A 25,248-nucleotide genomic window follows, 5' to 3' on the forward strand; every position below is an offset into this window, starting at 1 on the left:
ATCCTTATCTTACAATTTCTCACGCGCAGCTTTAGCTGCTTCCACAAGGCGGATCAAACTTTCTTTTGTTTCTGGAATACCACGTGTTTTCAAACCACAGTCAGGGTTGATCCAAACTTTCTTGCTTGGCACTTTAGCAAGGATGGCTTCGATTGTGTTGTCGATTTCGCCTTCATTTGGTACACGAGGTGAGTGGATATCGTAAACCCCAGGTCCCACTTCTGTTTGGAAGTTTTTCGCTTTGAGTTCGTCCAAGATTTCAAGGTTTGAACGGCTAGCCTCAAATGAGATAACGTCCGCATCCAAGTTGTCGATAGCTGGGATGATATCTGTAAATTCTGAGTAACACATGTGAGTGTGGATTTGTGTGTCTGGTGCTACTGTTGAGTGTACCAAGCGGAAGGCAGGAATTGCCCAGTCAAGGTAGTCTTCATACCAGTCGCTACGACGGAGTGGCAATTTCTCACGAAGAGCAGCCTCGTCGATTTGGATGATTTTCACACCAGCAGCTTCAAGGTCAAGCACTTCATCCTTGATAGCAAGGGCGATTTGAAGAGTAGAATCCTTGATAGAGATGTCTTCACGTGGGAATGACCAGTTGAGAATGGTAACGGGTCCAGTCAACATACCCTTAACAGGTTTGTTTGTACGGCTTTGTGCATAGCTAGACCATTTAACAGTGATAGGGTTAAGACGAGTGACATCGCCCCAGATGATTGGTGGTTTCACCCCACGCATACCGTATGATTGTACCCATCCATTTTTAGAGAAGAGGTAACCTGACAAGTTTTGACCGAAGTACTCAACCATGTCGTTACGCTCAAATTCACCGTGAACAAGGACATCAAAGTCGATATCTTCTTGCCATTTGATCCATTCGTCAATTGTTTCAGCAAGGAAAGCGTCGTACTCTTCTTGAGACAATTCACCTTTACGGTAAGCCAAACGTTTAGCACGAACTTCTTTTGTTTGAGGGAATGAACCGATAGTTGTTGTTGGAAGAGCTGGAAGTTTGAAAGCTTCTTCTTGGATAGCTTCACGTTCTGCAAAGGCTGGCAAACGAGTGTAGTCAGCGTCTGTCAAACCAGCGATGCGCGCACGAAGTTCTGCATTAACACCAACACGTTCAGTCGCAAAGAGTTCTTTGTTAGCTGCAAGTGCTTCTTCACCTTGACCATTGCGGATAGCATCCAAGTCACGGATTTCATCCAATTTTTCAACTGCGAAAGCAAAGTGGTTCAAGATAGCTGGTTCAAATTCTTCATTAGCAGTTGTAAATGGCACATGAAGAAGTGAGCATGAGCTAGTCAAAACAATGTTTTCAGCTGGGATTTGCTCAAGAATAGCCAAACTCTTTTCGTAGTTGTTACGCCAGATGTTTTTACCATTGACAATACCTGCATAGAGAGTCTTGTCAGCTGGGAAACCACCTTTAACCAATTCAAGAGTTTTCTTACCTTCAACGAAGTCCAAACCGATAGCATCAACTGGCAAGTTTACAAGGTCAGCGTAAACGTCACGAACGTCACCAAAGTAAGTTTGAAGCAAGACTTCAAGACCTTTTTTGTCAGCCAAAAGTTTGTTGTAAAGGTTCAAGAAGAGAGCTTTTTCTTCAGCTGTCAAGTCTTTTACAAGAGCAGCTTCATCCAATTGGATGCGAGTTGCACCAAGTTCAGCCAATTTAGCAAAAACTTCTTGGTAAGCAGCCACTAAGCTGTCTACGAAATCTTCTGCTTTCACGCCTTCTTCAAAGTCTGACAATTGAAGGAAAGTGAATGGACCTACAAGGACTGGACGAGTGTTCAATCCAAGTTCTTTTGCTTCTTGGAACTCATCGAAAATTTTGTGACCTGCAAGTTTAACTTGAGTGTCTTTTTCAAATTTAGGAACGATGTAGTGGTAGTTGGTGTTGAACCATTTCTTCATTGGAAGGGCGCGAACGTCTCCTTTTTCTCCTTGGTAACCACGACCCAAAGCAAAGTAGCGCTCAAGGTCAGACAAGTCCAAGTTTTGAACTGAAGCAGGCACCACGTTGAAAAGGAAAGCTGCATCTAGGAAGTTGTCATAGTGAGAAAAATCATTTGATGGAATTTCAGTAATGCCTTTTTCTTTGACAATGTTCCAGTGTTTAGCACGCAATTCTTTTGCTGCTGCCAAAAGTTCTTCTTCTGAGATTTCTTTTCTAAAGTATTTTTCAGTTGTAAATTTTAATTCGCGGAATTCGCCCAAACGAGGGAAACCGATAATTGTAGTTGACATGATGTGTCCTCCAAAATTTGTTGTTGAAACTATCTTAACAGAAAAGAATGCGTCTGTATAATTGTAAAAAATTAGGCTTTGGTATAGTTTAAAACTATATCGCTTTTTTAGACAAAAGAAAAAGACCTGAGACACATGACTCAAATCCTTTGTGTGGCTTGTTTTTTGCTGTATTTTTGTTAAAATACTCAAACACGTTATTAGTAATTCTTATAAGTGACTATGGCTTGTTATTAGAAAAGACTATAAGTCAATCCCCTTCTCTCGGAGATTTGCCAGACACTCCTCATAGTAGGTCGCGTCATGTTCGCTGTATATAGGACTAGTCAACTTCTCCTCTACTAAGTCTTGATAAGGAGTGCAGGTCTTACCACGGTAATTCTTGTCCATCCACTTTGGACTGCCCTTATAGCCTCGGTTAGCCATCTCCTTCATAATCAAGTCATGATAGGCATAGAGACGATAGGGCGAGTGGGTAAAGACATAGTCAACCGTCGCATGCTTTCTGCCCCAGCCATTGACACGGAGGGCACCGCACTCTCGATGTTGCCCCAAGAGTTGAGGACGAGGAAGCTGTGAAATCAAAGCCTCATGCCAAAGTCTTATGACAATCTCCTTTCAATAAATTCGAATGTTGCAAGTAGATATTTGGATAGCGATCAAGCAATTCTCGAGTCTTAGTGATTAAGTCTTCCTTAGAATCCTGACCAAAGCGGTAGCGATCCAGCAGGAGCATATAGTCCTTGCGCTCAGCATCTGTCGCTTTCTTTTTGAAATAGCCCCAAATATGCTGAAAGGCATTGCAAACCTGACCCCTGTGCTCTGGAATCTGGCAGGCACGGTCAATCATCTCTTGAACCATGCTCACCTCCACCTCTTCATTCTTGAGATACTGACGAATCTCATTGTAAATATTGCTGGAATGACTCAAAACGAGGTATTTGTTTCTAGCCCAGAGTTGTTGGCAAAGGGCACGTTGGTTGTTATTCATAATTGACATTATACCATGTTTGGATTCAGAAATATCTATTCCTACTTTATAATCTTATAAAATTGCCTTTTTTAAAGCCGCTTGAAGTTCTTCATCTACTGCGTAGATATAGAGTCCATTTACTCCTCTTGTAAGTAAAACATTTAATTCATTTTTTAAAAGATCTTCACCAAAATTTTTCATTTCACCATTTTCGAGTTTCCTATTTTGAACTGCTCCTTTATTTTTACTAGCAGAGATATCAAACATAATTTTACCATCTCTATATTTAACCGATGGACCAATAATGACTCCAGCATAATTCAAATCAAAACCTTGCACAGTAAAAGTGGATCCTACTTCACCAATAGTTTGTGGTTGTTCAATCCAAGAAAGTTTAGAGTTTTTCCTATCCCTACTCAATTCTCTATTCCAAGGACAAGACCAGTCATCTATTTCCACACACCAATAATCTTTAGATTCAGGTTTAGATTGACTACTATATTCCCAATCATAAGTTGCTATTAACCTAGAAATCCCTAAATGACGATTCTCATCTTTTAATTTAATAGCATCCTGTAATTCCTTGGGAGAATTAAATATCTGGATATCATAGTTATTATCTTCTTTTAATTTGGTAATTTCTCTTTTATCAATAATATTTCTAATCCAACTAATTGTTGATTCACTAGCTTTTATACGCATTTGATTATTTAATTCAATTAAATTGCCAGACAGCCTCGCTTGATGCTGTAAAGTCAAAAATGAATCATCTACCCATATTTGAGATTTACTCATTATTTGATTATCATCGTACACTAAAACTACTACTTTCGATTTTGATAGTATATCCTTTAAATGATTACCACCTTGATAAGCTTGATTTTTTGCAGTCAAAAGTAAGTGTCCTTCGTCAATAACAACTATACCAGCATTAGCATTTTGCTTTTTTAGTGCGTTTAAAAACTGAGTTGGTTTCATAGCAACATCAATAGTTGAACCACTCTTCCATTCAAGTTTTTTCTCTATTTCTTTATAGACACTCAATTGATCATCATGATTAACAACCAAATTAATTGCATTATTTTCTCTTAGGAAATCCGTGTCATCAGAATTTAATAGATCATCGATTAAAGAACTCATCAAAACAGTTTTACCAGCACCAGCTTCTCCTTTAACCAAGATTAAAGTTCCAAACTCGTTCTTACTAAGTGCTGATGTAATTTTAAAAATGATTTCATTTTTCGCTTTTAATTGCTCATTGGTTAATTTATGAAATGGGGAAGATTTAAAAATTGCAGAATTTCTAACAATACTTTCTGCTGGAAATAAATACTTATTTTTCTTATTTAACGAACTCCAAATTTTGGTAAAAATCTCATCAAGCTCATCAGAAGTATAATATTTATTTTGAGGATTCCCTCGTCTGTTTTGAACATTTGAAACATTATCAACACTTAATAAATACAACATTAGTCTATTCTCAATATCTAGTGTCAAAGACTTATTAAAGTGATGATGACCTATAACAAACATTTTAGTAGTATTTGATTTTGAAAATTTAGTCCAATCTTCTCTAATTTCACCTAAATGTTGATTTGTACGACGTACAATATCTGTTGTTTCACCTACATAAACACTATATCCATCAGAATTTTTATCATTTACAATATATATAGTCGGATACTCAAACAATAGCATCTTGTTTTCATCACGAAAACTGATTTTTAAAGTTTCCTGTAAAGTGTCTAATGAACCACTTTCATATTTTACTTCTTCAATTACTGGTTTCAATATTTTACTCATATCAGTTACTCAACACTATAATTCAGTATATTTTCTATTATTCCCCTTGCTTAATTTAACAGGATATTTCGCTTTATTTTTTTCTAATTTTTCTTCAATAATCTGTTCTATATCCAGTTGTAAATTATCAGCTAACATCATTGAATATATTAGCACATCTGCTAGTTCTTCTTTAATTCTTTCAAGAGAATTTGTTGTAACTTCTTCAGGCTGCTTCCATTGGAACAATTCTAGAAGTTCACTAGATTCCAGCAAGATAGAAATAGCTAAATCTTTTTCATTGTGAAATTTTCTCCAATCCCGATCATCTCGAAATTTATTAATTTTCTCTATTGTTGATTTCATTTATTTTCTCCAACATCAATTTACTTATACACATTATATCATGAAACCCGTTCTTAAATTTTATAATTGGAATAAAATTAGGTTTAAATTCTTGAAATTCCCTCTAATCCCAAAACAATCCTTTCCCCCTTTCTCCTCCAAAATATGGTATAGTAGAGTTATACTATCTATGAGGAGTTTACATGTCACAGGATAAACAAATGAAAGCTGTTTCTCCCCTTCTGCAGCAAGTTATCAATATCTCATCGATTGTCGGTGGAGTTGGAAGTTTGATTTTCTGTATTTGGGCTTATCAGGCTGGGATTTTACAGTCTAAGGAAACCCTCTCTGCCTTTATCCAGCAGGCAGGTATCTGGGGGCCACCTCTCTTTATTTTTTTACAGATTTTACAAACGGTCGTCCCTATCATTCCAGGAGCCTTGACCTCGGTGGCTGGCGTCTTTATCTACGGCCACATCATCGGTACGATCTACAACTATATCGGCATCGTGATTGGCTGTGCCATTATCTTTTATCTGGTGCGTCTCTATGGGGCTGCCTTTGTCCAGTCTGTCGTCAGCAAGCGCACCTATGACAAGTATATTGGTTGGTTGGATAAGGGCAATCGTTTTGACCGTTTCTTTATCTTTATGATGATTTGGCCCATTAGTCCAGCTGACTTTCTCTGTATGCTGGCTGCCCTGACCAAGATGAGTTTCAAGCGCTATATGACCATCATCATTCTGACTAAGCCCTTTACCCTCGTGGTTTATACCTACGGTCTAACCTATATTATTGACTTTTTCTGGCAAATGCTTTGACACATAAAAAATCCGTTTGGTTTCCCAAGCGGATTTTGTGCTTTATTTTGAAACTTCTTTTGCAAGAACAAAGTTCCCAAGAGTAGCAGAACCATTTCCTGCGACTGCTGGCGTCACGATGTATTCACGCACATCTGGTACTGGTAGGTAACCATTGAGAAGAGATGTAAATTTCTCACGGACACGGTCCAGCATGTGTTGTTGAGCCATGACCCCTCCACCAAAGACAATCACATCTGGTCGGAAAGTCACTGTCGCATTAACCGCAGCTTGAGCGATATAGTAGGCTTGAACATCCCAAACAGGGTTGTTGAGTTCAATATTTTCCCCACGAATACCTGTACGAGCTTCAAGACTTGGACCAGCCGCAAAGCCTTCCAAACATCCTTTGTGGAATGGACAAACACCGTTGAATTCTTTTTCAATATCCATTGGGTGTCTAGCAACATAGTAGTGACCCATTTCAGGGTGACCCACACCACCGATAAACTCACCACGTTGGATAACACCTGCACCGATACCTGTACCGATTGTGTAGTAAACCAAGTTTTCGATACGACCACCAGCATTGTTACGGGCAACCACTTCACCATAAGCAGAGCTGTTTACATCTGTTGTGAAGTACATTGGCACGTTTAGGGCGCGGCGAAGGGCACCAAGCAAGTCCACATTTGCCCAGTTTGGTTTTGGAGTCGTTGTGATAAAGCCATAGGTTTTTGAGTTTTTATCAATATCAATCGGACCAAATGAACCAACTGCAAGACCAGCAAGGTTGTCGAATTTTGAGAAGAACTCAATGGTTTTATCGATTGTTTCGATTGGAGTTGTTGTTGGAAATTGTGTTTTTTCTACAACGTTAAAGTTTTCATCACCGACAGCACAGACAAACTTTGTACCGCCCGCTTCCAAGCTTCCATATAATTTTGTCATGATAAACCTCTTGTTTTTATTTTCTTTATTATAGCATATTTCGAAAGTCTAAATTTCTCTATTTTTTAGATTTTCCTCTGTAAATCTTACCATTCAAGCAAAAACGAACAAACATGTCATTTGTTCGTTTTCACATTAGAGAGGATTGATTAGATTTTCACTTCGATCACAGCATCCCCCTTCGCAACTGAACCTGTTGCGACTGGAGCTACTGAAGCGTAGTCAGCTGTATTTGTAACGATAACCATTGTTGTATCATCAAGTCCAGCTGCAGCGATTTTGTTTGAGTCAAATGTTCCAAGAACATCGCCAGCTTTAACCTTATCACCTTGGGCAACTTTTTGTTCGAAACCTTCACCGTTCATTGTTACAGTGTCGATACCAACGTGGATCAAGACTTCAGCACCATTAGTTGTTTTCAAACCAAAGGCATGTCCTGTTGCAAAGGCGATTGAAACTTCAGCATCAGCTGGTGCATAAACCACGCCTTGGCTTGGTTTCACAGCGATACCTTGTCCCATAGCTCCACTTGAGAAGACTGGGTCATTGACATCAGCAAGAGCGACAACATCACCAACGATAGGCGTTACAAGTGTTTCATTTTGAAGAGTTGCTGGAATGTTACCAGTTGTTTCTTCTTGGACCAAACGTTCTGTCTCTACTTCAGTAGCAACTTCTTTTTCATCCTCATAACCAAACATGTAAGTAAGAGCAAAACCAAGTGCAAATGATACAGCTACCATAAGAAGGTATTGGGCAAGTTGTCCGTTACCAACATAAAGCATTGTACCAGGGATGATGGTGATACCACTACCATTACCAGCAAGTCCAAGGATAGAAGCCAATCCACCACCGATTGCACCAGCAATCAATGAGAGGAAGAATGGTTTACGGAAGCGCAAGTTGACCCCGAAAATAGCAGGCTCTGTAATACCGAGGAAGGCAGAAAGAGCAGCTGGGAAAGCAAGTGTTTTCAGTTTTGGATTTTTAGTTTTAACACCAACCGCAACAGTCGCAGCACCTTGAGCTGTCATAGCCGCAGTGATGATAGCGTTGAATGGGTTAGCATGGTCAGCAGCAAGCAATTGCACTTCAAGCAAGTTGAAGATGTGGTGCACACCTGACACGACGATCAATTGGTGAACCCCACCAATCAAGAAACCACCAAGACCAAGTGGCAAGCCAAGAATTGCTTTTGTACCAATAAGGATATAGTTTTCAACAATGTGGAAGACTGGTCCGATGACAAAGAGTCCAAGGATAGACATCACCAAAAGTGTCACAAATGGTGTTACCAAGAGGTCAATGACATCTGGAACGACCTTGCGGACAGCTTTTTCAAATTTTGCTCCGACAACCCCGATGATGAAGGCTGGAAGAACGGAACCTTGCAAACCAACAACAGGGATGAAACCAAAGAAGTTCATAGCCGTTACTTCACCACCTGAAGCGACTACCCAAGCGTTTGGAAGTGAGCCAGAAACAAGCATCATACCAAGAACGATACCAACGGCAGGATTTCCACCGAATACACGGAAGGTTGACCACACAACCAAACCTGGCAAGATGATGAAGGCTGTATCTGTCAAGATTTGTGTGTAGGTTGCAAAGTCTCCTGGAAGTGGCATTTCAAGAGCATTGAAAAGACCACGCACACCCATGAAGAGACCTGTCGCTACGATAACTGGGATGATTGGAACGAAAACGTCACCGAAAGTACGAATAGCACGTTGGAACCAGTTCCCTTGTTTAGCAGCTTCTGCTTTCATGTCATCTTTAGATGATGTTGGTAAACCAAGTGCAACAACTTCATCGTACATTTTGTTTACTGTACCAGTACCAAAGATGATTTGGTATTGACCTGAGTTAAAGAAAGCACCTTGAACTTTTTCCAAGTTCTCAATCACTTCTTTATTGATTTTTCCTTCATCTTTGACCATGACACGAAGACGAGTCGCACAGTGGGCAACACTGTTGACATTTTCACGTCCGCCCAAGGCATCGATGACTTTTTTTGCAATTTCCTGATTGTTCATTTGCAAAAATCTCCTTATATAAAATTTTGTTCTTGTTTGAAAGCGATTTTATTCGCCCTACGACTTTTATTTTATCATGTTTCAAAAATATGTCAAGCGTTTTGCAGAAAAAATATTTGTTTCTTAGAGTAAGGTCTTTTATTTTGATAGATTATGAGAGTTTTATGAAAGTATTCTTTAAAAAAATAGTTTAGAATCTGAGTTAAAAAGGAATTTGTTTCACTTTCTTTCAATTTTCTGTAGATAGATGATTGATTTCCTGCTTTTATTTTATGATAAACGTTTGACAGCTTTTTCTCTTTTTTAACATAAAAGGCTTGCATTTTTTATCGAAAACGGTTACTATTAAAGTGATAAGATTTTTGGAGGAATGAATGAATGGAATGGACAACTGAGCGTCGTTACAGACCCTATGAAGATTGGACGCAAGAAGAAATTCAAAATATAAAGAAAAATATGGCACAATCTCCATGGCATACTCATTACCATGTTGAGCCAAAAACAGGACTTCTCAACGACCCAAATGGCTTTTCTTACTTTGATGGCAAGTGGATCCTCTTTTACCAGAATTTTCCTTTTGGTGCAGCCCACGGTTTAAAATCTTGGGCACAGCTAGAAAGTGATGATTTGATTCACTTTAAAGAAACTGGAATCAAAGTTTTACCAGATACTCCATTAGATAGCCACGGTGCCTACTCTGGTTCTGCCATGCAGTTTGGCGATAACTTGTTCCTATTTTATACAGGAAATGTCCGCGATGAAAACTGGATCCGTCACCCGTACCAAATCGGTGCTTTGATGGACAAGGATGGCAAGATTACGAAGATTGACAAGATCTTGATCGACCAGCCAGCAGACTCTACTGACCACTTCCGTGATCCGCAAATTTTTAACTTCAAGGGCCAATACTATGCTATCGTCGGTGGACAGGACTTGGAGAAAAAAGGCTTCGTCCGTCTCTACAAGGCTGTAGACAACGACTATACAAACTGGCAAGCCGTTGGCAACCTTGACTTTGCTAACGACCGTACTGCCTACATGATGGAATGTCCAAATCTGGTCTTTGTAGGGGAACAACCTGTCCTTCTCTACTGCCCACAAGGATTGGATAAGAAAGTTCTAGACTACGATAATATCTTTCCAAATATGTATAAGATTGGGGCTTCCTTTGACCCTGAAAATGCTAAAATGGTAGATGTATCTCAACTTCAAAACATGGACTATGGTTTCGAAGCCTATGCAACTCAAGCCTTTAACGCTCCTGATGGACGTGCTCTAGCTGTTAGCTGGCTTGGCTTGCCTGATGTTTCATATCCATCTGATCGTTTCGACTACCAAGGAACCTTCTCTTTGGTCAAGGAACTCACTATCAAAGACGGCAAACTCTACCAATACCCAGTCGCAGCTATCAAGGACCTTCGTGCTTCTGAAGAAGTCTTCTCAAATCGTGCTCAAACCAAGAACACTTACGAACTTGAACTCAACTTGGAAGCTAATAGCCAGAGCGAGATTGTCTTACTTGCTGATCAAGAAGGCAAGGGACTTTCCATCAACTTTGACCTTGTAAATGGTCAAGTGACAGTAGATCGTAGCCAGGCTGGAGAACAGTATGCCCAAGAATTTGGAACTACACGTTCTTGCCCAATCGATAACCAGGCTACTACTGCTACGATTTTCATCGATAACTCTGTCTTTGAAATTTTCATCAATAAAGGAGAAAAAGTATTTTCTGGTCGTGTCTTCCCACATGCGGACCAAAATGGGATCCTGATTAGATCTGGAAACCCAACTGGAACTTACTATGAATTAGATTATGGTCGCAAAACTAACTGATGTCGCCAAACTTGCAGGCGTCAGTCCTACTACCGTTTCTCGGGTTATCAATAAAAAAGGCTACCTATCTGAAAAAACCATTCAAAAGGTAAATGAAGCCATGCGAGAGTTGGGCTATAAACCCAACAACCTAGCTCGTAGTCTGCAAGGAAAATCGGCTAAGTTAATCGGTTTGATTTTCCCCAATATTTCCAATGTTTTCTATGCAGAATTGATTGATAAGTTGGAGCACCAACTCTTCAAAAATGGTTATAAGACCATCATCTGCAACAGTGAGCACGATTCTGAGAAGGAACGCGAATACATCGAAATGTTGGAAGCCAATCAGGTGGACGGCATCATTTCTGGTAGTCACAACTTGGGAATCGAAGACTATAATCGCGTGACAGCACCAATTATTTCCTTTGACCGAAACCTATCGCCAGACATCCCAGTCGTCTCCTCTGACAACTATGCTGGTGGGGTTCTCGCAGCCCAGACCTTAGTCAAGACAGGTGCCCAGTCTATCATTATGATTACAGGGAATGACAATTCCAATTCGCCAACCGGACTGCGCCACGCTGGTTTTGCATCTGTACTCCCAAAAGCTCCTATTATCAATGTTTCCAGTGACTTTTCTCCAGTCAGAAAAGAAATGGAAATCAAAAATATCTTGACCCGTCAAAAACCAGATGCCATCTTTGCTTCAGATGATTTGACAGCTATTCTGGTCATTAAAATTGCTCAAGAACTGGGCATTTCTGTCCCTGAAGAGCTCAAGGTCATCGGCTATGATGGAACTTACTTTATCGAGAATTACTATCCTCAATTGGCTACTATCAAGCAACCTCTGGAAGAAATTGCCTGCCTCACTGTTGACCTCCTCTTGCAAAAGATCGAAGGCAAGGAAGTCGCGACAACTGGTTACTTCTTACCAGTTACCTTATTACCAGGAAAAAGTATTTAAGCACAAGAAAACTCAGACGAATCGGTCTGAGTTTTTTTATGATCTTAAGTTTTCTAAATAACGCTGGGCTGTCTCTAGGTTAAAGGTTTTATCTGCGATGAGTCGCTCAACTAAGGGAGCTACCTCGGACTCACTGGCACCTGCTAGGAGTGCCAAGGATTTGGCCTGCAATTTCATGTGGCCTTGCTGGATTCCTGTACTCACCAAGGCTTTGAGGGCCGCAAAGTTTTGGGCGAGACCGATAGAAACGATAAGCTGGGCTAATTCTTTGGCAGAAGGATTTCCCAGTAGCTCATGACTGAGGGCTACACGAGGGTTGAGGCCGATAGAACCACCCTTGGTCGCTACAGGCATGGGCAGAGTCATCTCACCAACCAATTCTTCTGTTTCCAAGTCTAGGCGCCAAGAGCTAAGACCTTGGTAATGACCATCTCGACTGGCAAAGGCATGGGCTCCCGCCTCAATGGCACGCCAGTCATTACCAGTGGCAATCAAAATGGCATCAATACCATTAAAAATCCCTTTATTGTGGGTAGTAGCTCGATAAGGATCAGCCTGTGCAAATTGACTAGCCAAAGCTATTTTCTCCGCAATCTCTCGCCCTTGATCCTTTTGGCGACTCAAGTAACGAAAGGCGATACGACAGCTTGCAGTCACTAGAGAATCGGTCGCGTAGTTGGACAGGATCCCCATAAGACTTTGTCCCTGACTGAGTTCTTCTAATATTGGTTTCAAGGCTTCCAACATGGTGTTGAGCATATTGGCTCCCATGGCTTCCTGGGTATCGACATGAAGATAAACGACTAGAAAGTCTGTTTCGCTTTTGAGCTGTTCTACATGTAAATCACGCGCCCCACCCCCGCGTTTAACAATGGAAGGATAGGCTTGATTAGCAAGCTCCAAGAGTTCTGCCTTCTTGCTGGCAATCTTCTCTAGCGCTTGTTCAGGATCAGCAACTTGATAAAGGGCTACCTGCCCAATCATCTGGCGCTGATGAACCTGAGCAGTAAAGCCACCTGCTCGCTTGATGATTTTGCTGGCATAGCTGGCCGCAGCAACCACAGACGGTTCTTCTGTCACATAGGGAACTGTGTATTCCTGACCGTTAACGAGAACCTCTGGGACCAGCGAATAAGGCAGAGAAAAAGTTCCCACTACATTCTCACTCAGCTGGTCTGCCACAGTCACACTAATCTGTTCATCCTGCTCCAAACTCACTTGCTTCTCAGGACTAAGGAGCGCCTGAGCTTTTAACAGCTCGAGGCGCTCTTGGTATGATTTTTTAGAAAATCCATTCCAACTTATCTTCATTATTTTTCAACCTTGCTATAACGGCGTTGGTGGTCCACAATTTCAACCAAGGCAAAATCTTGATTTTCATAGCCAGCAAACTGGGCAGAATTTGTTTCGTCTAACTCTACTTCCTCAAAGAAGACTTTTTCATAGTCAGCAACAGACAGGGCAGTTCGTTGGTTGAGCTTGTTCAAACGGTCTTTATCCAGATAAGCTTCATATCCTTCAACCAATTCACCACTGAAGAACTCAGCCACGGCACCACTTCCGTAACTATAAAGGGCGATTTTATCGCCAGCCTTCAAGCTATCTGTATTTTCCAAGAGAGACAAGAGTCCGAGGAAAAGGGAACCTGTATAGATATTCCCCACCTTTTGACTGTAGAGAATAGACTGGTCAAAATTCTTTTGCAAGAGGTCTTTTTTCTCTTGAGGAAAGCTCTTATCCATAATTTTTTTCAAGCCTTTTAGCGCTAATTTAGGGTAAGGCAAGTGGAAGCACACAGCTGCAAAATCATCTAATGTAAGCTGGTAGCGTTTTTGGTATTCAAGCCAAGTCGTTTTCAAACTATCCAAATATTGTTGGGTAGAATAGACACCATTTACATAAGGGGTTGTTGAGTAATTTGGACGCCAGAAATCCATGATGTCACGAGTCTGAGCCACATTGTCGTTATTAAAGGCCATAATGCGTGGATTTTGTGTAATCAACATGGCCACACTGCCAGCACCCTGAGTGGGTTCTCCTGGAGTTTCAATACCATATTTGGCAATATCACTGGCAATGACCAAGACCTTGGACTCTGGAGAATTTTCCACATGCAATTTGGCATAATGAAGGGCCGCTGTCGCTCCATAGCAAGCTTCTTTAATTTCGAAACTACGAGCAAAGGGCTGGATGCCCAGCAAGCCATGCACAAAGACAGCCGCAGCCTTACTCTGGTCAATTCCTGACTCAGTAGCCACAATGACCATATCAATTTCTGCTCTTTCTTGCTCAGTTAAAATAGAGTCACTTGCACTGGCCGCCAAGGTCACGATGTCCTCAGTTAGGGGCGCAATACTCAATTCCTTGAGTAAGAGTCCTTTGCTTAATTTTTCAGGGTCAATTCCCCTCGCTTCTGCTAAGTCTTGTAATTTCAAGACATATTGACTGGTCGCAAAACCAATCTTATCAATACCGATTGTCATATTTACCTCTGTTTTATCATTCATTGTAAAAAATCGTTCTATACTATTTTATCACAAATGGCAGTAAAAGAGAGAAAAAAGACTTGATTCACCAAATCAAGTCGCTTATTATTCTAACCATTATGCTATTTTCGTAAGTGAGAATAAAGTCTGAGAATCACTGTTCCGCTAGCCATTCCAATGGAAATCACCAAAGCCAGCATAACAACCAAGGTTGCACTAGCAATGGCATGACTGTAATCTCCTGTCACAAAAAAGGCAGTTGTCCGATAGGAGAGATAACCCGGAACTAGAGGTGCCAAGATGGCTAAGATAAAGACCACAGCAGGTGTCTTATAAAGAATACTTAAAATCTGGCTGACACAAGAACCGATAATGGCTGCAATAAAAGTAGCCACAATAACATTGGTCGGTTCCTTGAGCAAGAGATAAATCAGCCAGACAGCCATGCCCAAAATTCCTCCTGGTAAGAGCATGGACCGCTGAACATTGAGTACGATTAGAAAGGTAATAATAGCAAGAAGACTTGCTACTGCTTGTAATAAAAAGGTTGTTAGTGTCATATTAATTCATCAATACCAAGGCGACAGAAGTTCCTGCCCCTAAAGCAAGAGTAATGAGCAGGGATTCAAACATCTTGCTCATACCAGAGTTTATGTGGTTAGTCATAATATCACGAACCGCATTGGTCAAGGCAATCCCTGGTACAAACGGCATGACCGCACCAGCTATAATCAAATCTGCCGTTGAAGGAAAACCTGTGTAGCGAGCCCAAAACTGGGCAATCATCCCAAAGACAAAGGCTCCAGCAAAGGCTGTCACAAAAGGAATTCGGATAAACTTCTCCACATAGAGGGAAAAGGCAAAACCAAATAAGGTAGCCACTCCTGCCCCGAGTGCGTCGTAGATATTTCCACTAAACATAACCGAAAAGAAAGGGGCACTAAAGGTCGCAGCCAGAGTTACCTGCAACTTAGTATAAGGAAGAGGTTGGGCTTGCAAAGCAGTCAATTGCTTGAAGGCTGTCTCTAAATCAATCCGCCCCCCAACCAGCTGACGAGAAATCTGGTTCACATCGCAGACTTTTTCAATGTTATAAGAAGATGAGGTCACGCGCTTCATACGCGAAATATTGGTATTTTCAATCGAGAAAAAGATGGCAGCAGGCATGGCAAGAACATTACAATCCACAATCCCCTGCGAATGCGCAATCCGAATCATGGTATCTTCTACGCGATGAATCTCTGATCCACTTTTGAGAAGAATGGTTCCAGCTAACATAATCACATCAATAACTGCATTTAATTCTTTTAACTCTTCCATGCTTTCCTCCTTTTATCAACTTCCTCTATTCTATCACAAATCCGGACTCAAAAAAAATCTTTGCCATGAAATCATGACAAAGATTCGTTTAATCACGAGAATTTTCGTGGTTGCCTTCACTACTTGATTGAGTAGTAGCAGGTGCATTCCCTCGTTGATTTCCTTGTTGGTTCCCCTGACTTGGTGTCGTAGTAGAACCTTGGTTTCCACGTTGGGCTGGTGCTGATGATGACGTTGACGGTGGTGTTTTTGGTTTGTAGATTGAAATCTTGACACGCGTCTTAGTCAAATCAACCTTTTCGCCTGCTTTTGGACTTTGCTCTACAACAGTCCCCTCAGCAGTTCCATCAGGAGCTGTCGACACTTCTACAACTTCAATATTGGCTTCTTTAATACCGACAATTTGAACGAGATTGTTTTTAGTAAATTCGAGACTAGATCCTATATAACTTGGCATAGCAACGCTGGTTACTTTCTTAGCAACAGTTAAGGTAATCGTTGAGGCCTTGCTCAAATCATAGGTTGTTCCGGCAGCTGGACTCTGTCTGAGAACGGTTCCTGCTTCGCTCTCACTTGATTCTTCTTCCTCAATTTTGATGAGATTTTCAGGAACCTTCTTCTGCTTGAGTTCTGCTATAACATCTGTCGATTTACGGCCAATATAGTTACTCAATTGGAAAGATTGCTTGCCTGATGAGACAACCAAATTGATTTTCGAACCTTCTTTTCGAGTCTTTCCAGCTTCAGGATCTGTACGGATAATCCGCCCTTCTTCCACCTTTTCACTAGCCTCTGATTTCTCCTCGCCAATCTCAAAATTGGCTTTCTTGAGCGTTTCCTTGGCTTCCGCCACTGTCTGACCTGCCACATCTGGAATGGCAATGGTTGCAGGAGTTCTGGATAATATCCAAATCAGAGAGGCTGCCACCAATACAATGCTGGCCAACAAAATCATATAACGAACTCTAAATTTCCGTTTCTTAACAGGCTTGCTTGCGTAATTGTCTTCCGAAACCTGCTGACTCGGCTTGGCAGTCTGTGGCTTCGGACTTTGTGTTTGCACCTTAGGAATCGAAGTCAAGGTACTCTGGGATACTTTTGGTAGAGTCTTGGTGTCCGCCTTAGTAGTATCATTAAATACCAGTTTAGGCTCATTGCGACGATTATAAGACAAGCTACTAGACAAGTCCACATACATCTCTGCAACTGACTGATAACGATCTGTCAATTTCTTGGCAGTTGCCTTGATGACAACATTCTCCAAAGCCTGAGGCACAGATGGATTTTCATCAATAACTGACGGCAGTGGTTTCTGGAAATGCTGAAGGGCGATGGTCACCGCGCTATCCCCGTCATAAGGGATATGGCCTGTCAACATCTCATAGAAAATAATCCCCATGGCATAGATATCACTCTGTACAGTCGCCTTAGAACCACGAGCCTGCTCTGGTGACAAGTAATGAACTGAACCCAGCATAGAGTTAGTCTGGGTCAGACTCGTCTCAGCAAAGGCTACCGCAATCCCAAAGTCTGTGACCTTGGCAGTCCCATCTGGTGTCAAAAGGATATTTTGAGGTTTCAAGTCCCGGTGAACAATTCCTCTAGTATGGGCCAAACGCATGGCTAGGAGGATTTGTCCCATGATACGGACGGCTTCTTCATTAGAAAGAGGATAGTGTTCCTTGATATAGCGTTTAAGGTCTAGTCCAGCAACATACTCCATTGCAAGATACTGTTGACCGTCTTCCTCACCAATATCTGTTATCCGAACGATATGAGGATGGTCTAGATCTGCCATAGCTCTCGCTTCACGCTGAAAACGAGCTACAGCTATCGGGTCCGTCTGGTAGTTGGTCCTCAGGACCTTCACTGCCACTTCTTCTCCGTCTAGAATTAAATCCTTGGCCAAATAGACATCTGCCATGCCTCCTCGGCCAATCTGTTTCACAATCCGATAGCGTCCGGCAAAAATCTTGCCGATTTGGATCATTCTGCATCCTCCTCGTTCATAGAAACAAGGGCAACCGTAATGTTGTCTAAACCTCCTGCATTGTTAGCAAAACGTACGAGCGTCGCTGTTTTATCTGCCAAAGGAATATCACTGGTTACAATATCACAAATCTCACTGCCTGAAATCATATTTGTCAAGCCATCACTATTGAGTAAGAGATAGTCTCCCGGCTCAAGGGTGATCATTCCAAAATCAGGCTGAATTTCATCTTTTTGACCAATAGATTGTGTAATAATATTTTTCTGTGGATGGCTAGCAGCTTCTTCAGGTGTCAATTGACCAGCCTTAAGCAATTCATTGACTAAAGAATGGTCGCTCGTTAACTGGTGGTATTCTTCTCCACGAATCAAACCGATACGAGAATCTCCGATGTGAGCATAAATAGCCTGATTATCAATAATGGCTACAGCCTCAAGGGTTGTTCCCATTCCTTTATAGGCTTCATTTTGTCCCAATTGGTTAATCCTTTGATTTTCAATCTCAAGGTTGTTAGCAAACCATTCACGTACTTCATTAACTGTATCGATTTGAGTATCTACCCAAGCTACACCTAGGTCTGTTACCGCCATTTCACTAGCGATATTCCCTGCGCGATGACCTCCCATACCATCAGCTAGGATAATCATAGTACGTCCAGCTCTATTGACATAGTGGTTGACATAGTCTTGGTTATTTGTTCGTTTCTGACCAACATCTGTTAATAATGAAATTTCCATGTGTTAGTTCCTTCCTAATCCGATATCTTACGAAATTGACTGATAAAAAATCCATCACTTCCATACAATTCAGGTGTAATGAGGATACAGCCGTCTTTCATGATATCCTTACATTCATGTTCTAGTGTAACCTGCTCAAATTCAGGATGACTTTCTAAAAATGCCTGTACGACTTGAAAGTTCTCCTCTGAGACAATAGTACAGGTACTATAAGTTATTATACCACCTTTGCGTAGTGTTTGACAAACACTACCTAATATTTCTAGCTGAATTTCCTGCAAGGACGCGAAATCTGCCGTTTCTTTATTGTATTTGATGTCTGGTTTTCGGCGCAGAAGACCGATTCCTGAACAGGGAGCATCTACCAAAATCTTATCAAATGAATCCTGACCAAAAAACTCATGCACCTTTCTGGCATCTAATTTTTGCATTTGAACCCGATCTGCAACTCCCAAACGTTGGGCATTTTCTTGTATTAAGTCCAACTTATGGTCGTACAAGTCCAGAGCAGTAACCTGACCTGTCGTTAGATAAGAGGCTATATGGGCTGTTTTCCCACCTGGAGCCGCACAGGCATCTAGAACCTGCTCACCACCTTGTAAATCAAGCGTCGGAGCAACCAGCTGACTAGACTCGTCTTGAATGGTAATAGCTCCCTCCGCAAACAAATCATGGCCTGCAAAGTGCCCCTGCTCCTTAACCAGACCAAAAGGAGACAAGGATGAATCACTGGCCTCCAACAAGGTTTGTATTTCCTCTTTTCGGCTTAAATCAGTCACACGAATGCTGGCCTTGTTACGCACCAAAAGACTTTCAAAAATAGCTTGCGCTCGCTCTTCGCCGTATTCTTCCTTGAGTTTGGCAACTAGCCAAACCGGAAGGGAATAGGCAATGGAGTCACGCTTATTTTTTCGTTTGATGCTGGTGATATCTGGCCAGCCTTCACGCAAGATACGGCGAAGGACAGCGTTGACCAATTTTTCACTGCCTTTTTTACGGACTTTGGCTAATTCTACTGCTTCATTGACTACAGCATGATCTGGAATCTTGTTCAAATAGCGGAGCTGGTAGGCACTCATGAGAAGAAGGACATAAAGCCAACTGTCTAACTGGTCTCTGTCTTCGATAAAGTGGGATAGGTACCATTCCAGAGTCAGTTTACGGGCTACCGTTCCATAGACCAGCTCGGTTACCAAACCCTTGTCTGCTACAGAAAGTTGACTTCCCTTGAGATGCTTATTTAAGGCAATATTTGAGTATGCTTGATTGATAAAGACATCTTCTAATACTGCTAGGGCTAAACTTCTAGCCGTTTCTACTTTAGTCACCAAATCGTTCTCCTACAGTCAATGTCCGTCCAACACCGTTGAGGAAGGAAGCAATATCCATCTTAGGTTTACCAGCTGGCTGCACTTGTTTGAGGGATAGAGCCCCTTCTGCCGTTGCGACAATCAATTCTTTCTTGCCGATAGAGAGAATCTCACCTGGATTTCCCTGACCTTCTACAGCTAGAGCTTCATAAATCTTAAAGCGGTCGCCCTTAAGGAAAGTATGAGCAACTGGCCAAGGGTTCATCCCACGGATTTGGTTGAAAAGTTGACGATTGCTTTTATTCCAATCCAACTTTTCTTCCTCAGGTTTGATATTTGGCGAGAAAGTAACCTGACTTGGATCCTGCGGTTCAGGTTTGATATCACCAGCAATGTAGGCAGGCAAAGTATCCAAAAGCAAATCACGACCAACTAGCGCCAATTTCTCAAACAAGGTGCCGACATTGTCCTCATCCGTGATAGGAATACTGCGACAAGAAATCATATCTCCTGCATCCATTTCCTTAACCATTTCCATAATGGTCACACCAGCTTCCTCATCCCCTTGAATCAAGGCATAATGGATAGGCGCACCACCACGGTGTTTAGGAAGAAGAGAGGCATGAACGTTGACCGCAAAGCCCATGCTATCAAGGAGTTTACTTGGGAGAAACTGCCCAAATGCAGCAGTCACAATTCCATCTGCTCCTAGCTTCATAAGATCTTCCATCTCTGGACTTCCAGATAATTTTTCAGGTTGGTAGATAGGAAGACCTGCTTCCTTGGCAGCCTGCTTGACTGGGGTCTCTTGGATAACTTTTTTACGACCAACAGCACGGTCTGGCTGGGTCACAACGGCTAGAATTTCGTAACGGTCATCTGTCAAAAGTCCTTTTAAGACTGTTGCTGAAAAGTCGGGGGTCCCCATAAAGATTAGTTTTGTCATATCTTCTCCTTCTTATAAAAATTGCTGTGGCTCATGGTCAATGCTGAGACGGAGCTCACTATTTTCTCGTTCTTGAGTCAAGGCCAAGACCTGGTTGAGGGTCGGCCCCAGCTCATCTTCTAAACGGTATTTAATTAAAATCTGATAATGATAGAGGTTGTGGGTACGGGCAATAGGTTTAGGCGTCGGTCCAAGGATGTTACTGGTTTCAGACAAACCTGATCGTAAAATGTTCATGACTTCATAAGCACGTTTGACAACCTCTTCTTCTTTCTTGTGAGAAAGGGTAATGCCAATTGTGAAATAGTAAGGTGGATAACCAAGTTGTCGTCTGATTCCCATTTCATAAGCGTAAAATCCTTCGTAATCCTGTTCCTTGGCAAATCGAATAGCGTAGTGCTGCGGATTGTAGGACTGTATCAAGACCTGACCAGCTTTTTCAGCCCGACCTGCTCGACCTGCCACCTGAGTCAAGAGCTGGAAGGTTCTCTCAGAAGAACGGAAATCAGGCAGATTCAAGGCTGTATCCGCATTGAGCACTCCGACTAGAGTCACATTGGGAAAATCCAAACCCTTGGCAATCATCTGAGTTCCTAGAAGAATATCCGCTTCACCCTTGCCAAACTGGTCAAGAAGTGATTGGTGACTACCTTTCTTACGAGTCGTGTCCACATCCATGCGCAGAATGCGAGCCTGGGGAAAAAGTTCTGCTAGCTCGTCATAAGCCTTCTGAGTGCCCGTCCCGTAGTAACGAATACTGCGACTCTTACAGTTAGGACAGACCTGAGGAATGTCCTTAGAAAAACCACAATAATGGCAGTTCATGTTCTTGGTATCCATGTGCAAGGTCAGGGAAATGTCACAGTTGGGACAAGTATCAACGGTCCCACACTCCCGACACATGACAAAGCTAGAATAGCCACGACGATTGAGCATGAGAACCACCTGCTCTTTTTTAGCCAGACGGTCCTGAATCGCTTCTAGCAAAGGGGGAGTAAAGTTTGACGTCTCATTTTGTCCGATATAGTCCCGAAAATCAATCACTTGAACCTCAGGAATGGTGGCTAAAGGATTGGCTCGCTGGTTCAGACGTAAGTGTTGATAGACACCTTTGCCAGCGCGAGCACGGCTTTCCAGACTAGGAGTTGCTGAACCAAGCACCAAAGCTGCTTGATTATACTGAGCCCGTAAAATAGCCACCTCTCTGGCATGGTAACGGGGATTACTGTCTTGCTTATAAGTCGCTTCGTGCTCCTCATCGATAATCATGACCCCAAGATTTTTCAGAGGAGCAAAGATGGCAGATCTGGCACCAACCACAACTTGGGCATCGCCGCGTTCCACCTTGCGCCATTCATCATACTTTTCACCATTAGACAGGCCTGAATGAAGAATGGCCACCTTGTCCCCAAAACGTGCAATAAAACGCTCCGTCATCTGTGGAGTCAAGGAAATCTCAGGCACCAGCAAAATAGCTGTCTTGTCCTTATTCAAGGCACCTTGGATAATCTGCAAGTAGACTTCTGTTTTGCCACTGCCAGTAATTCCTTGAAGGAGGAAGGGAGGCTGATAACTGCCAATCGCACTGACAACCGCATCACGCGCCTGCCTTTGCTCTGGATTCAACTCCAAAGGCCGACTTGCCTCAATGCCTTTAAAATAAGCAGCCGAGCGTTGAACTTCCTTTTGGACTATGGTAACAGCACCTTGTTCCACAAAGAAGTTGACTTGCTCCCGTGAATAGGACTCTAACAAACTAGCCAAGGAAGCACTCTCAGGATGAGAAAGCAAATAGTCTCTCAGTTCTAACTTTTTCTTGGCGCGTGTAGAAATCTCTACACTTTCTAATTGAGCAAGGTCTACCTCATACCAAGACTGGGTCTTGACCTTCTTTTGATCGACTGCCTGATACTCCAGACCAAGCAGGCCTTTTCTAGTCAAACGCATCATTTCGGCTTGCTTACCTAAATCCAGAGAAGAAAAAGCTAGAGAATCTTCTGAACCAAACAAGCGCTCTTTGTCTGTCTGACTCAAACCTTCCAGAGGATAGAGAATCTTATCATAGCTAGAGTTCAGAAATCCTGGTAGCATAGCCTTAAGGATGGAGATTTTATAGGAGAAGACTGACTTGCGTAACTCCTCAGCCAGCCAGAGTTGTTCTTGCGTGAGAACAGGAGAAAAATCCAGTACTTCGGCAACATCTTTTAAATCTTGATTAGCCTCTTCTTCATCTGGTTGGGACTCCAAACCAAGAACAATCCCTTGAATCAGACGATTTCCCTTACCAAAGGGCACATGAACCCGCATCCCAACTTCTAGCATTCCCTCAAATTCCTCAGGAATCCTGTAACTATAGGGCTGGTCCGTCTGCATCAAAGGCACATCTACGATAATCTTGGCTATAGCCATCTTCTCACCTCCTCCTTGTCAGTACATTCTTGCAATAGAAAAAATAAGATTGAGTCCCCCCAACCTTAAATTTTTTCACCATCTTCTTTTTCTTTAGCGATTTGCTCTTTGATTTTCTTTTCTTCTTCTTCTTTGCGGCGTTTTTCTTCTTCGATACGGCGACGCACTGCTTCACGTTTTCCTTCTGGATCTGGGTGAATTGTAACGTTTCCTGATTCGATTTCTTCTAAAGCGCGAAGAGTTGATTTTTCAGACTTGAAACCTTGAGTTGCTGGCGCACCTGCTTCCAATTCGTGGGCACGTTTTGCTTCCAAGATTACGAGTGAATATTTTGAAGGAACCTTGTCGAGCAAGGTATCAATAGAGGGTTTTAACATCATTTGCTTGTACCTATTTTCTAAATTTTATCGGGTAGTTGGAGATTTTGGTAACATCTCCTGATAGTGACCAATGACACGATCCACACGGAAGTGCTCTGCTTCGATCACACGTTTGACACGCTCAGCAGCTAGGGGCACCTGATCGTTGACAATCGCATAATCATACTCACGCATGAGAGCAATTTCTTCCTTGGCCTTTTCGATTCGTTGGGCAATCACTTCTGCGCTGTCTGTTCCACGTCCTACCAAACGATCTTGCAATTCATCCAAATCTGGTGGTGTCAGGAAGATAAAGACAGCATCTGGAACCTTTTTCTTGACCTGAAGAGCGCCCTGAACCTCAATTTCAAGGAAAACATCGATTCCCTTGTCCAAGGTTTCATTGACATAGGTCAGAGGAGTTCCATAGTAGTTGCCGACATATTCTGCGTATTCCAACATCTGTCCTTGACGAATCAGCTCTTCAAACTCTTCACGAGTACGGAAGAAATAGTCAACACCGTCCACTTCTCCAGGACGTTGTGCGCGTGTCGTCATCGATACAGAGTATTGAAATTGGTTTTCAGAACTCTCAAAAATCTCTCTTCTAACCGTTCCTTTTCCAACCCCTGAAGGACCAGAAAAAACGATTAGTAAGCCTCGGTCTGCCATTGTGTCTCCTTTTAGTCAGTCTGTGAAATAACATTTCTCTAGAATAATGGCAAAAAGCCAGATTATCCTTTACAGTCTTTCTATCTAGTGTAACAAAAAAGCAGTAATTTTTCAACTGCTCTTTCTTATTTATTTAGATTTATACAAGATATCCTCTTAAAATATACTTGCCTTTTTATTCTATTTAAGAGATAATAAAACTACTAATATAAAAAGGAGAAGTTTATGGGAAATTATAAAGGTAAAAATGTTGATGAAGCGATTGAAAATGGCTTATCTGAACTCAATCTCAAAAAAAGTGAAGTCAAAATCAATATTATTGATCATGGAAATGCTGGAGTATTTGGTTTTTTTGAAAAAGAAGCTGAGGTTGAAATTACAACATTAAGCCCACTGGAATTGAAGGTAAAAAAATTAATTCCATATTTAATTGGTGTTGCTGTAATATTTATTATTCTTATATCAGTTATAATTGGAGTATACTCAGATAAGTCAACTACTGTTTCTCCCCCTTCATCTACAGAAACTAGTAGCGTTGTTGAAAAATCTGTCGAGAAAACTAGTGAATCATCCTCTACATCATCAAGTTCGACGCCTGCTTCCTCTAGTTCAACTAACACCACATCAAGCTCAACCGAAACCTCGTCAACAAGTCCATCCCAATCAGCTGTCATCACGACTGAAAACAATGAGGAATTTAAAGCACTATTGCAAACTGATGACTCAAGCACCATAACAAATTTTATTCAAAAATATAAAGGTCAAGTCATCGAATTTGATGGACACATAGCAGATATTGCACACTATAAAAATTACAAAACAAAATTCGATATGCTTATTTATGGTGGAAATTACTTAGGAGCAGAACAAGCACCTTCGGGACCAAACTTTAAATTTGTAAATATAACAACAGTTTCTAACGCCGCTTTCAACTCTTTTAATGGCGAAAATATTTCTAAAGGCCAAAATGTACATATAAAGGCACAAATTGGAAACTATAACTCCACTCAAGATTTAGTCTACCTATCTCCAATTAAGGTTTCGCCTCGATAATATAACGAATTATTTCAAATAATTTATTCAAAAAACTGAAG

Annotated in this window: 22 protein-coding genes; 4 read left to right on the top strand and 18 right to left on the bottom strand. The window is 41.7% G+C overall.

What is annotated here, in order from left to right:
- Positions 1-9 precede the first annotated feature (9 nt).
- The 5 genes from metE to CYK16_RS00970 all read right to left on the bottom strand — a co-directional run bounded on the left by metE (position 10) and on the right by CYK16_RS00970 (position 5,380).
- Positions 10-2,259, bottom strand: coding sequence for a 5-methyltetrahydropteroyltriglutamate--homocysteine S-methyltransferase (metE, locus tag CYK16_RS00950; RefSeq protein ID WP_101776482.1), 2,250 nt, complete (start codon positions 2,257-2,259; stop codon positions 10-12).
- Positions 2,260-2,502: 243 nt separating this feature from the next.
- On the bottom strand, positions 2,503-2,865 hold the full coding sequence (locus tag CYK16_RS00955; RefSeq protein WP_060805887.1) for a TIGR02328 family protein: 363 nt from the start codon (positions 2,863-2,865) through the stop codon (positions 2,503-2,505).
- On the bottom strand, positions 2,849-3,259 hold the full coding sequence (locus CYK16_RS00960; RefSeq protein WP_374702228.1) for a YbgA family protein: 411 nt from the start codon (positions 3,257-3,259) through the stop codon (positions 2,849-2,851). The genes CYK16_RS00955 and CYK16_RS00960 overlap by 17 nt, the downstream gene beginning before the upstream one ends.
- A gap of 45 nt (positions 3,260-3,304) precedes the next feature.
- Positions 3,305-5,035, bottom strand: a complete 1,731-nt coding sequence (locus tag CYK16_RS00965) for a DNA/RNA helicase domain-containing protein (RefSeq protein WP_060805888.1) — start codon at positions 5,033-5,035, stop codon at positions 3,305-3,307.
- 15 nt (positions 5,036-5,050) lie between these two features.
- Positions 5,051-5,380 carry a MazG-like family protein gene (locus CYK16_RS00970; RefSeq protein ID WP_023943615.1) on the bottom strand — a complete coding sequence of 110 codons (330 nt, stop codon included), beginning with the start codon at positions 5,378-5,380 and terminating at the stop codon, positions 5,051-5,053.
- 182 nt (positions 5,381-5,562) lie between these two features.
- Between CYK16_RS00970 and CYK16_RS00975 the strand changes: the two genes are divergently transcribed.
- Positions 5,563-6,180, top strand: coding sequence for a TVP38/TMEM64 family protein (locus CYK16_RS00975; protein WP_000076168.1), 618 nt, complete (start codon positions 5,563-5,565; stop codon positions 6,178-6,180).
- Positions 6,181-6,222: 42 nt separating this feature from the next.
- On the opposite strand, the gene scrK is transcribed toward CYK16_RS00975, so the two are convergent.
- Both scrK and CYK16_RS00985 read right to left on the bottom strand, forming a co-directional pair.
- Positions 6,223-7,110, bottom strand: coding sequence for a fructokinase ScrK (gene scrK / locus CYK16_RS00980; RefSeq protein WP_101776483.1), 888 nt, complete (start codon positions 7,108-7,110; stop codon positions 6,223-6,225).
- 149 nt (positions 7,111-7,259) lie between these two features.
- Positions 7,260-9,146 (bottom strand): sucrose-specific PTS transporter subunit IIBC, encoded by a 1,887-nt coding sequence (locus tag CYK16_RS00985; RefSeq protein WP_101776484.1) that lies wholly within the window; start codon positions 9,144-9,146, stop codon positions 7,260-7,262.
- A gap of 378 nt (positions 9,147-9,524) precedes the next feature.
- Here CYK16_RS00985 and CYK16_RS01000 point away from each other — a divergent pair, with 378 nt between their 5' ends.
- Positions 9,525-10,979 carry a sucrose-6-phosphate hydrolase gene (locus CYK16_RS01000; protein WP_101776487.1) on the top strand — a complete coding sequence of 485 codons (1,455 nt, stop codon included), beginning with the start codon at positions 9,525-9,527 and terminating at the stop codon, positions 10,977-10,979.
- Positions 10,960-11,925, top strand: a complete 966-nt coding sequence (locus CYK16_RS01005) for a LacI family DNA-binding transcriptional regulator (RefSeq protein ID WP_000226009.1) — start codon at positions 10,960-10,962, stop codon at positions 11,923-11,925. Before CYK16_RS01000 ends, CYK16_RS01005 begins: the two co-directional genes overlap by 20 nt.
- A gap of 36 nt (positions 11,926-11,961) precedes the next feature.
- On the opposite strand, the gene CYK16_RS01010 is transcribed toward CYK16_RS01005, so the two are convergent.
- The 11 genes from CYK16_RS01010 to gmk form a co-directional block, all read right to left on the bottom strand.
- Complete coding sequence (locus CYK16_RS01010) at positions 11,962-13,236, bottom strand: hydroxymethylglutaryl-CoA reductase, degradative (RefSeq protein WP_101776488.1); 1,275 nt, start codon at positions 13,234-13,236, stop codon at positions 11,962-11,964.
- On the bottom strand, positions 13,236-14,408 hold the full coding sequence (locus CYK16_RS01015; RefSeq protein WP_180948733.1) for a hydroxymethylglutaryl-CoA synthase: 1,173 nt from the start codon (positions 14,406-14,408) through the stop codon (positions 13,236-13,238). The genes CYK16_RS01010 and CYK16_RS01015 overlap by 1 nt, the downstream gene beginning before the upstream one ends.
- Before the next feature lie 125 nt (positions 14,409-14,533).
- A complete protein-coding gene (locus tag CYK16_RS01020) occupies positions 14,534-14,971 on the bottom strand; it encodes a threonine/serine exporter family protein (RefSeq protein WP_101776490.1) in 438 nt (145 codons plus the stop codon).
- A 1-nt stretch (position 14,972) separates the two neighbouring features.
- Positions 14,973-15,731 carry a threonine/serine exporter family protein gene (locus CYK16_RS01025; RefSeq protein WP_101776491.1) on the bottom strand — a complete coding sequence of 253 codons (759 nt, stop codon included), beginning with the start codon at positions 15,729-15,731 and terminating at the stop codon, positions 14,973-14,975.
- 88 nt (positions 15,732-15,819) lie between these two features.
- Positions 15,820-17,721 (bottom strand): Stk1 family PASTA domain-containing Ser/Thr kinase, encoded by a 1,902-nt coding sequence (gene pknB / locus CYK16_RS01030; protein WP_101776492.1) that lies wholly within the window; start codon positions 17,719-17,721, stop codon positions 15,820-15,822.
- Positions 17,718-18,458: a Stp1/IreP family PP2C-type Ser/Thr phosphatase gene (locus tag CYK16_RS01035; RefSeq protein ID WP_101776493.1), complete on the bottom strand. Its 741-nt coding sequence runs from the start codon at positions 18,456-18,458 to the stop codon at positions 17,718-17,720. The genes pknB and CYK16_RS01035 overlap by 4 nt, the downstream gene beginning before the upstream one ends.
- A gap of 14 nt (positions 18,459-18,472) precedes the next feature.
- Positions 18,473-19,786: a 16S rRNA (cytosine(967)-C(5))-methyltransferase RsmB gene (gene rsmB / locus CYK16_RS01040; protein WP_180948726.1), complete on the bottom strand. Its 1,314-nt coding sequence runs from the start codon at positions 19,784-19,786 to the stop codon at positions 18,473-18,475.
- The gene (gene fmt / locus CYK16_RS01045; protein ID WP_060805456.1) at positions 19,779-20,714 is read right to left on the bottom strand and encodes a methionyl-tRNA formyltransferase; all 936 of its coding nucleotides are present in this window, start codon (positions 20,712-20,714) and stop codon (positions 19,779-19,781) included. The genes rsmB and fmt overlap by 8 nt, the downstream gene beginning before the upstream one ends.
- 12 nt (positions 20,715-20,726) lie before the next feature.
- Positions 20,727-23,123 (bottom strand): primosomal protein N', encoded by a 2,397-nt coding sequence (locus tag CYK16_RS01050; protein WP_060805457.1) that lies wholly within the window; start codon positions 23,121-23,123, stop codon positions 20,727-20,729.
- A 65-nt stretch (positions 23,124-23,188) separates the two neighbouring features.
- Complete coding sequence (gene rpoZ / locus CYK16_RS01055) at positions 23,189-23,503, bottom strand: DNA-directed RNA polymerase subunit omega (RefSeq protein ID WP_000979235.1); 315 nt, start codon at positions 23,501-23,503, stop codon at positions 23,189-23,191.
- Positions 23,504-23,527: 24 nt separating this feature from the next.
- Entirely contained in the window at positions 23,528-24,154 is a 627-nt protein-coding gene (gmk, locus tag CYK16_RS01060; RefSeq protein ID WP_000775041.1) for a guanylate kinase, read from the bottom strand.
- A 225-nt stretch (positions 24,155-24,379) separates the two neighbouring features.
- Between gmk and CYK16_RS01065 the strand changes: the two genes are divergently transcribed.
- Positions 24,380-25,207 carry a DUF4839 domain-containing protein gene (locus tag CYK16_RS01065; protein WP_060805458.1) on the top strand — a complete coding sequence of 276 codons (828 nt, stop codon included), beginning with the start codon at positions 24,380-24,382 and terminating at the stop codon, positions 25,205-25,207.
- Positions 25,208-25,248 lie beyond the last annotated feature (41 nt).

The organism is Streptococcus oralis subsp. dentisani (assembly GCF_002860905.1).
Taxonomy (GTDB): domain Bacteria; phylum Bacillota; class Bacilli; order Lactobacillales; family Streptococcaceae; genus Streptococcus; species Streptococcus oralis_BA.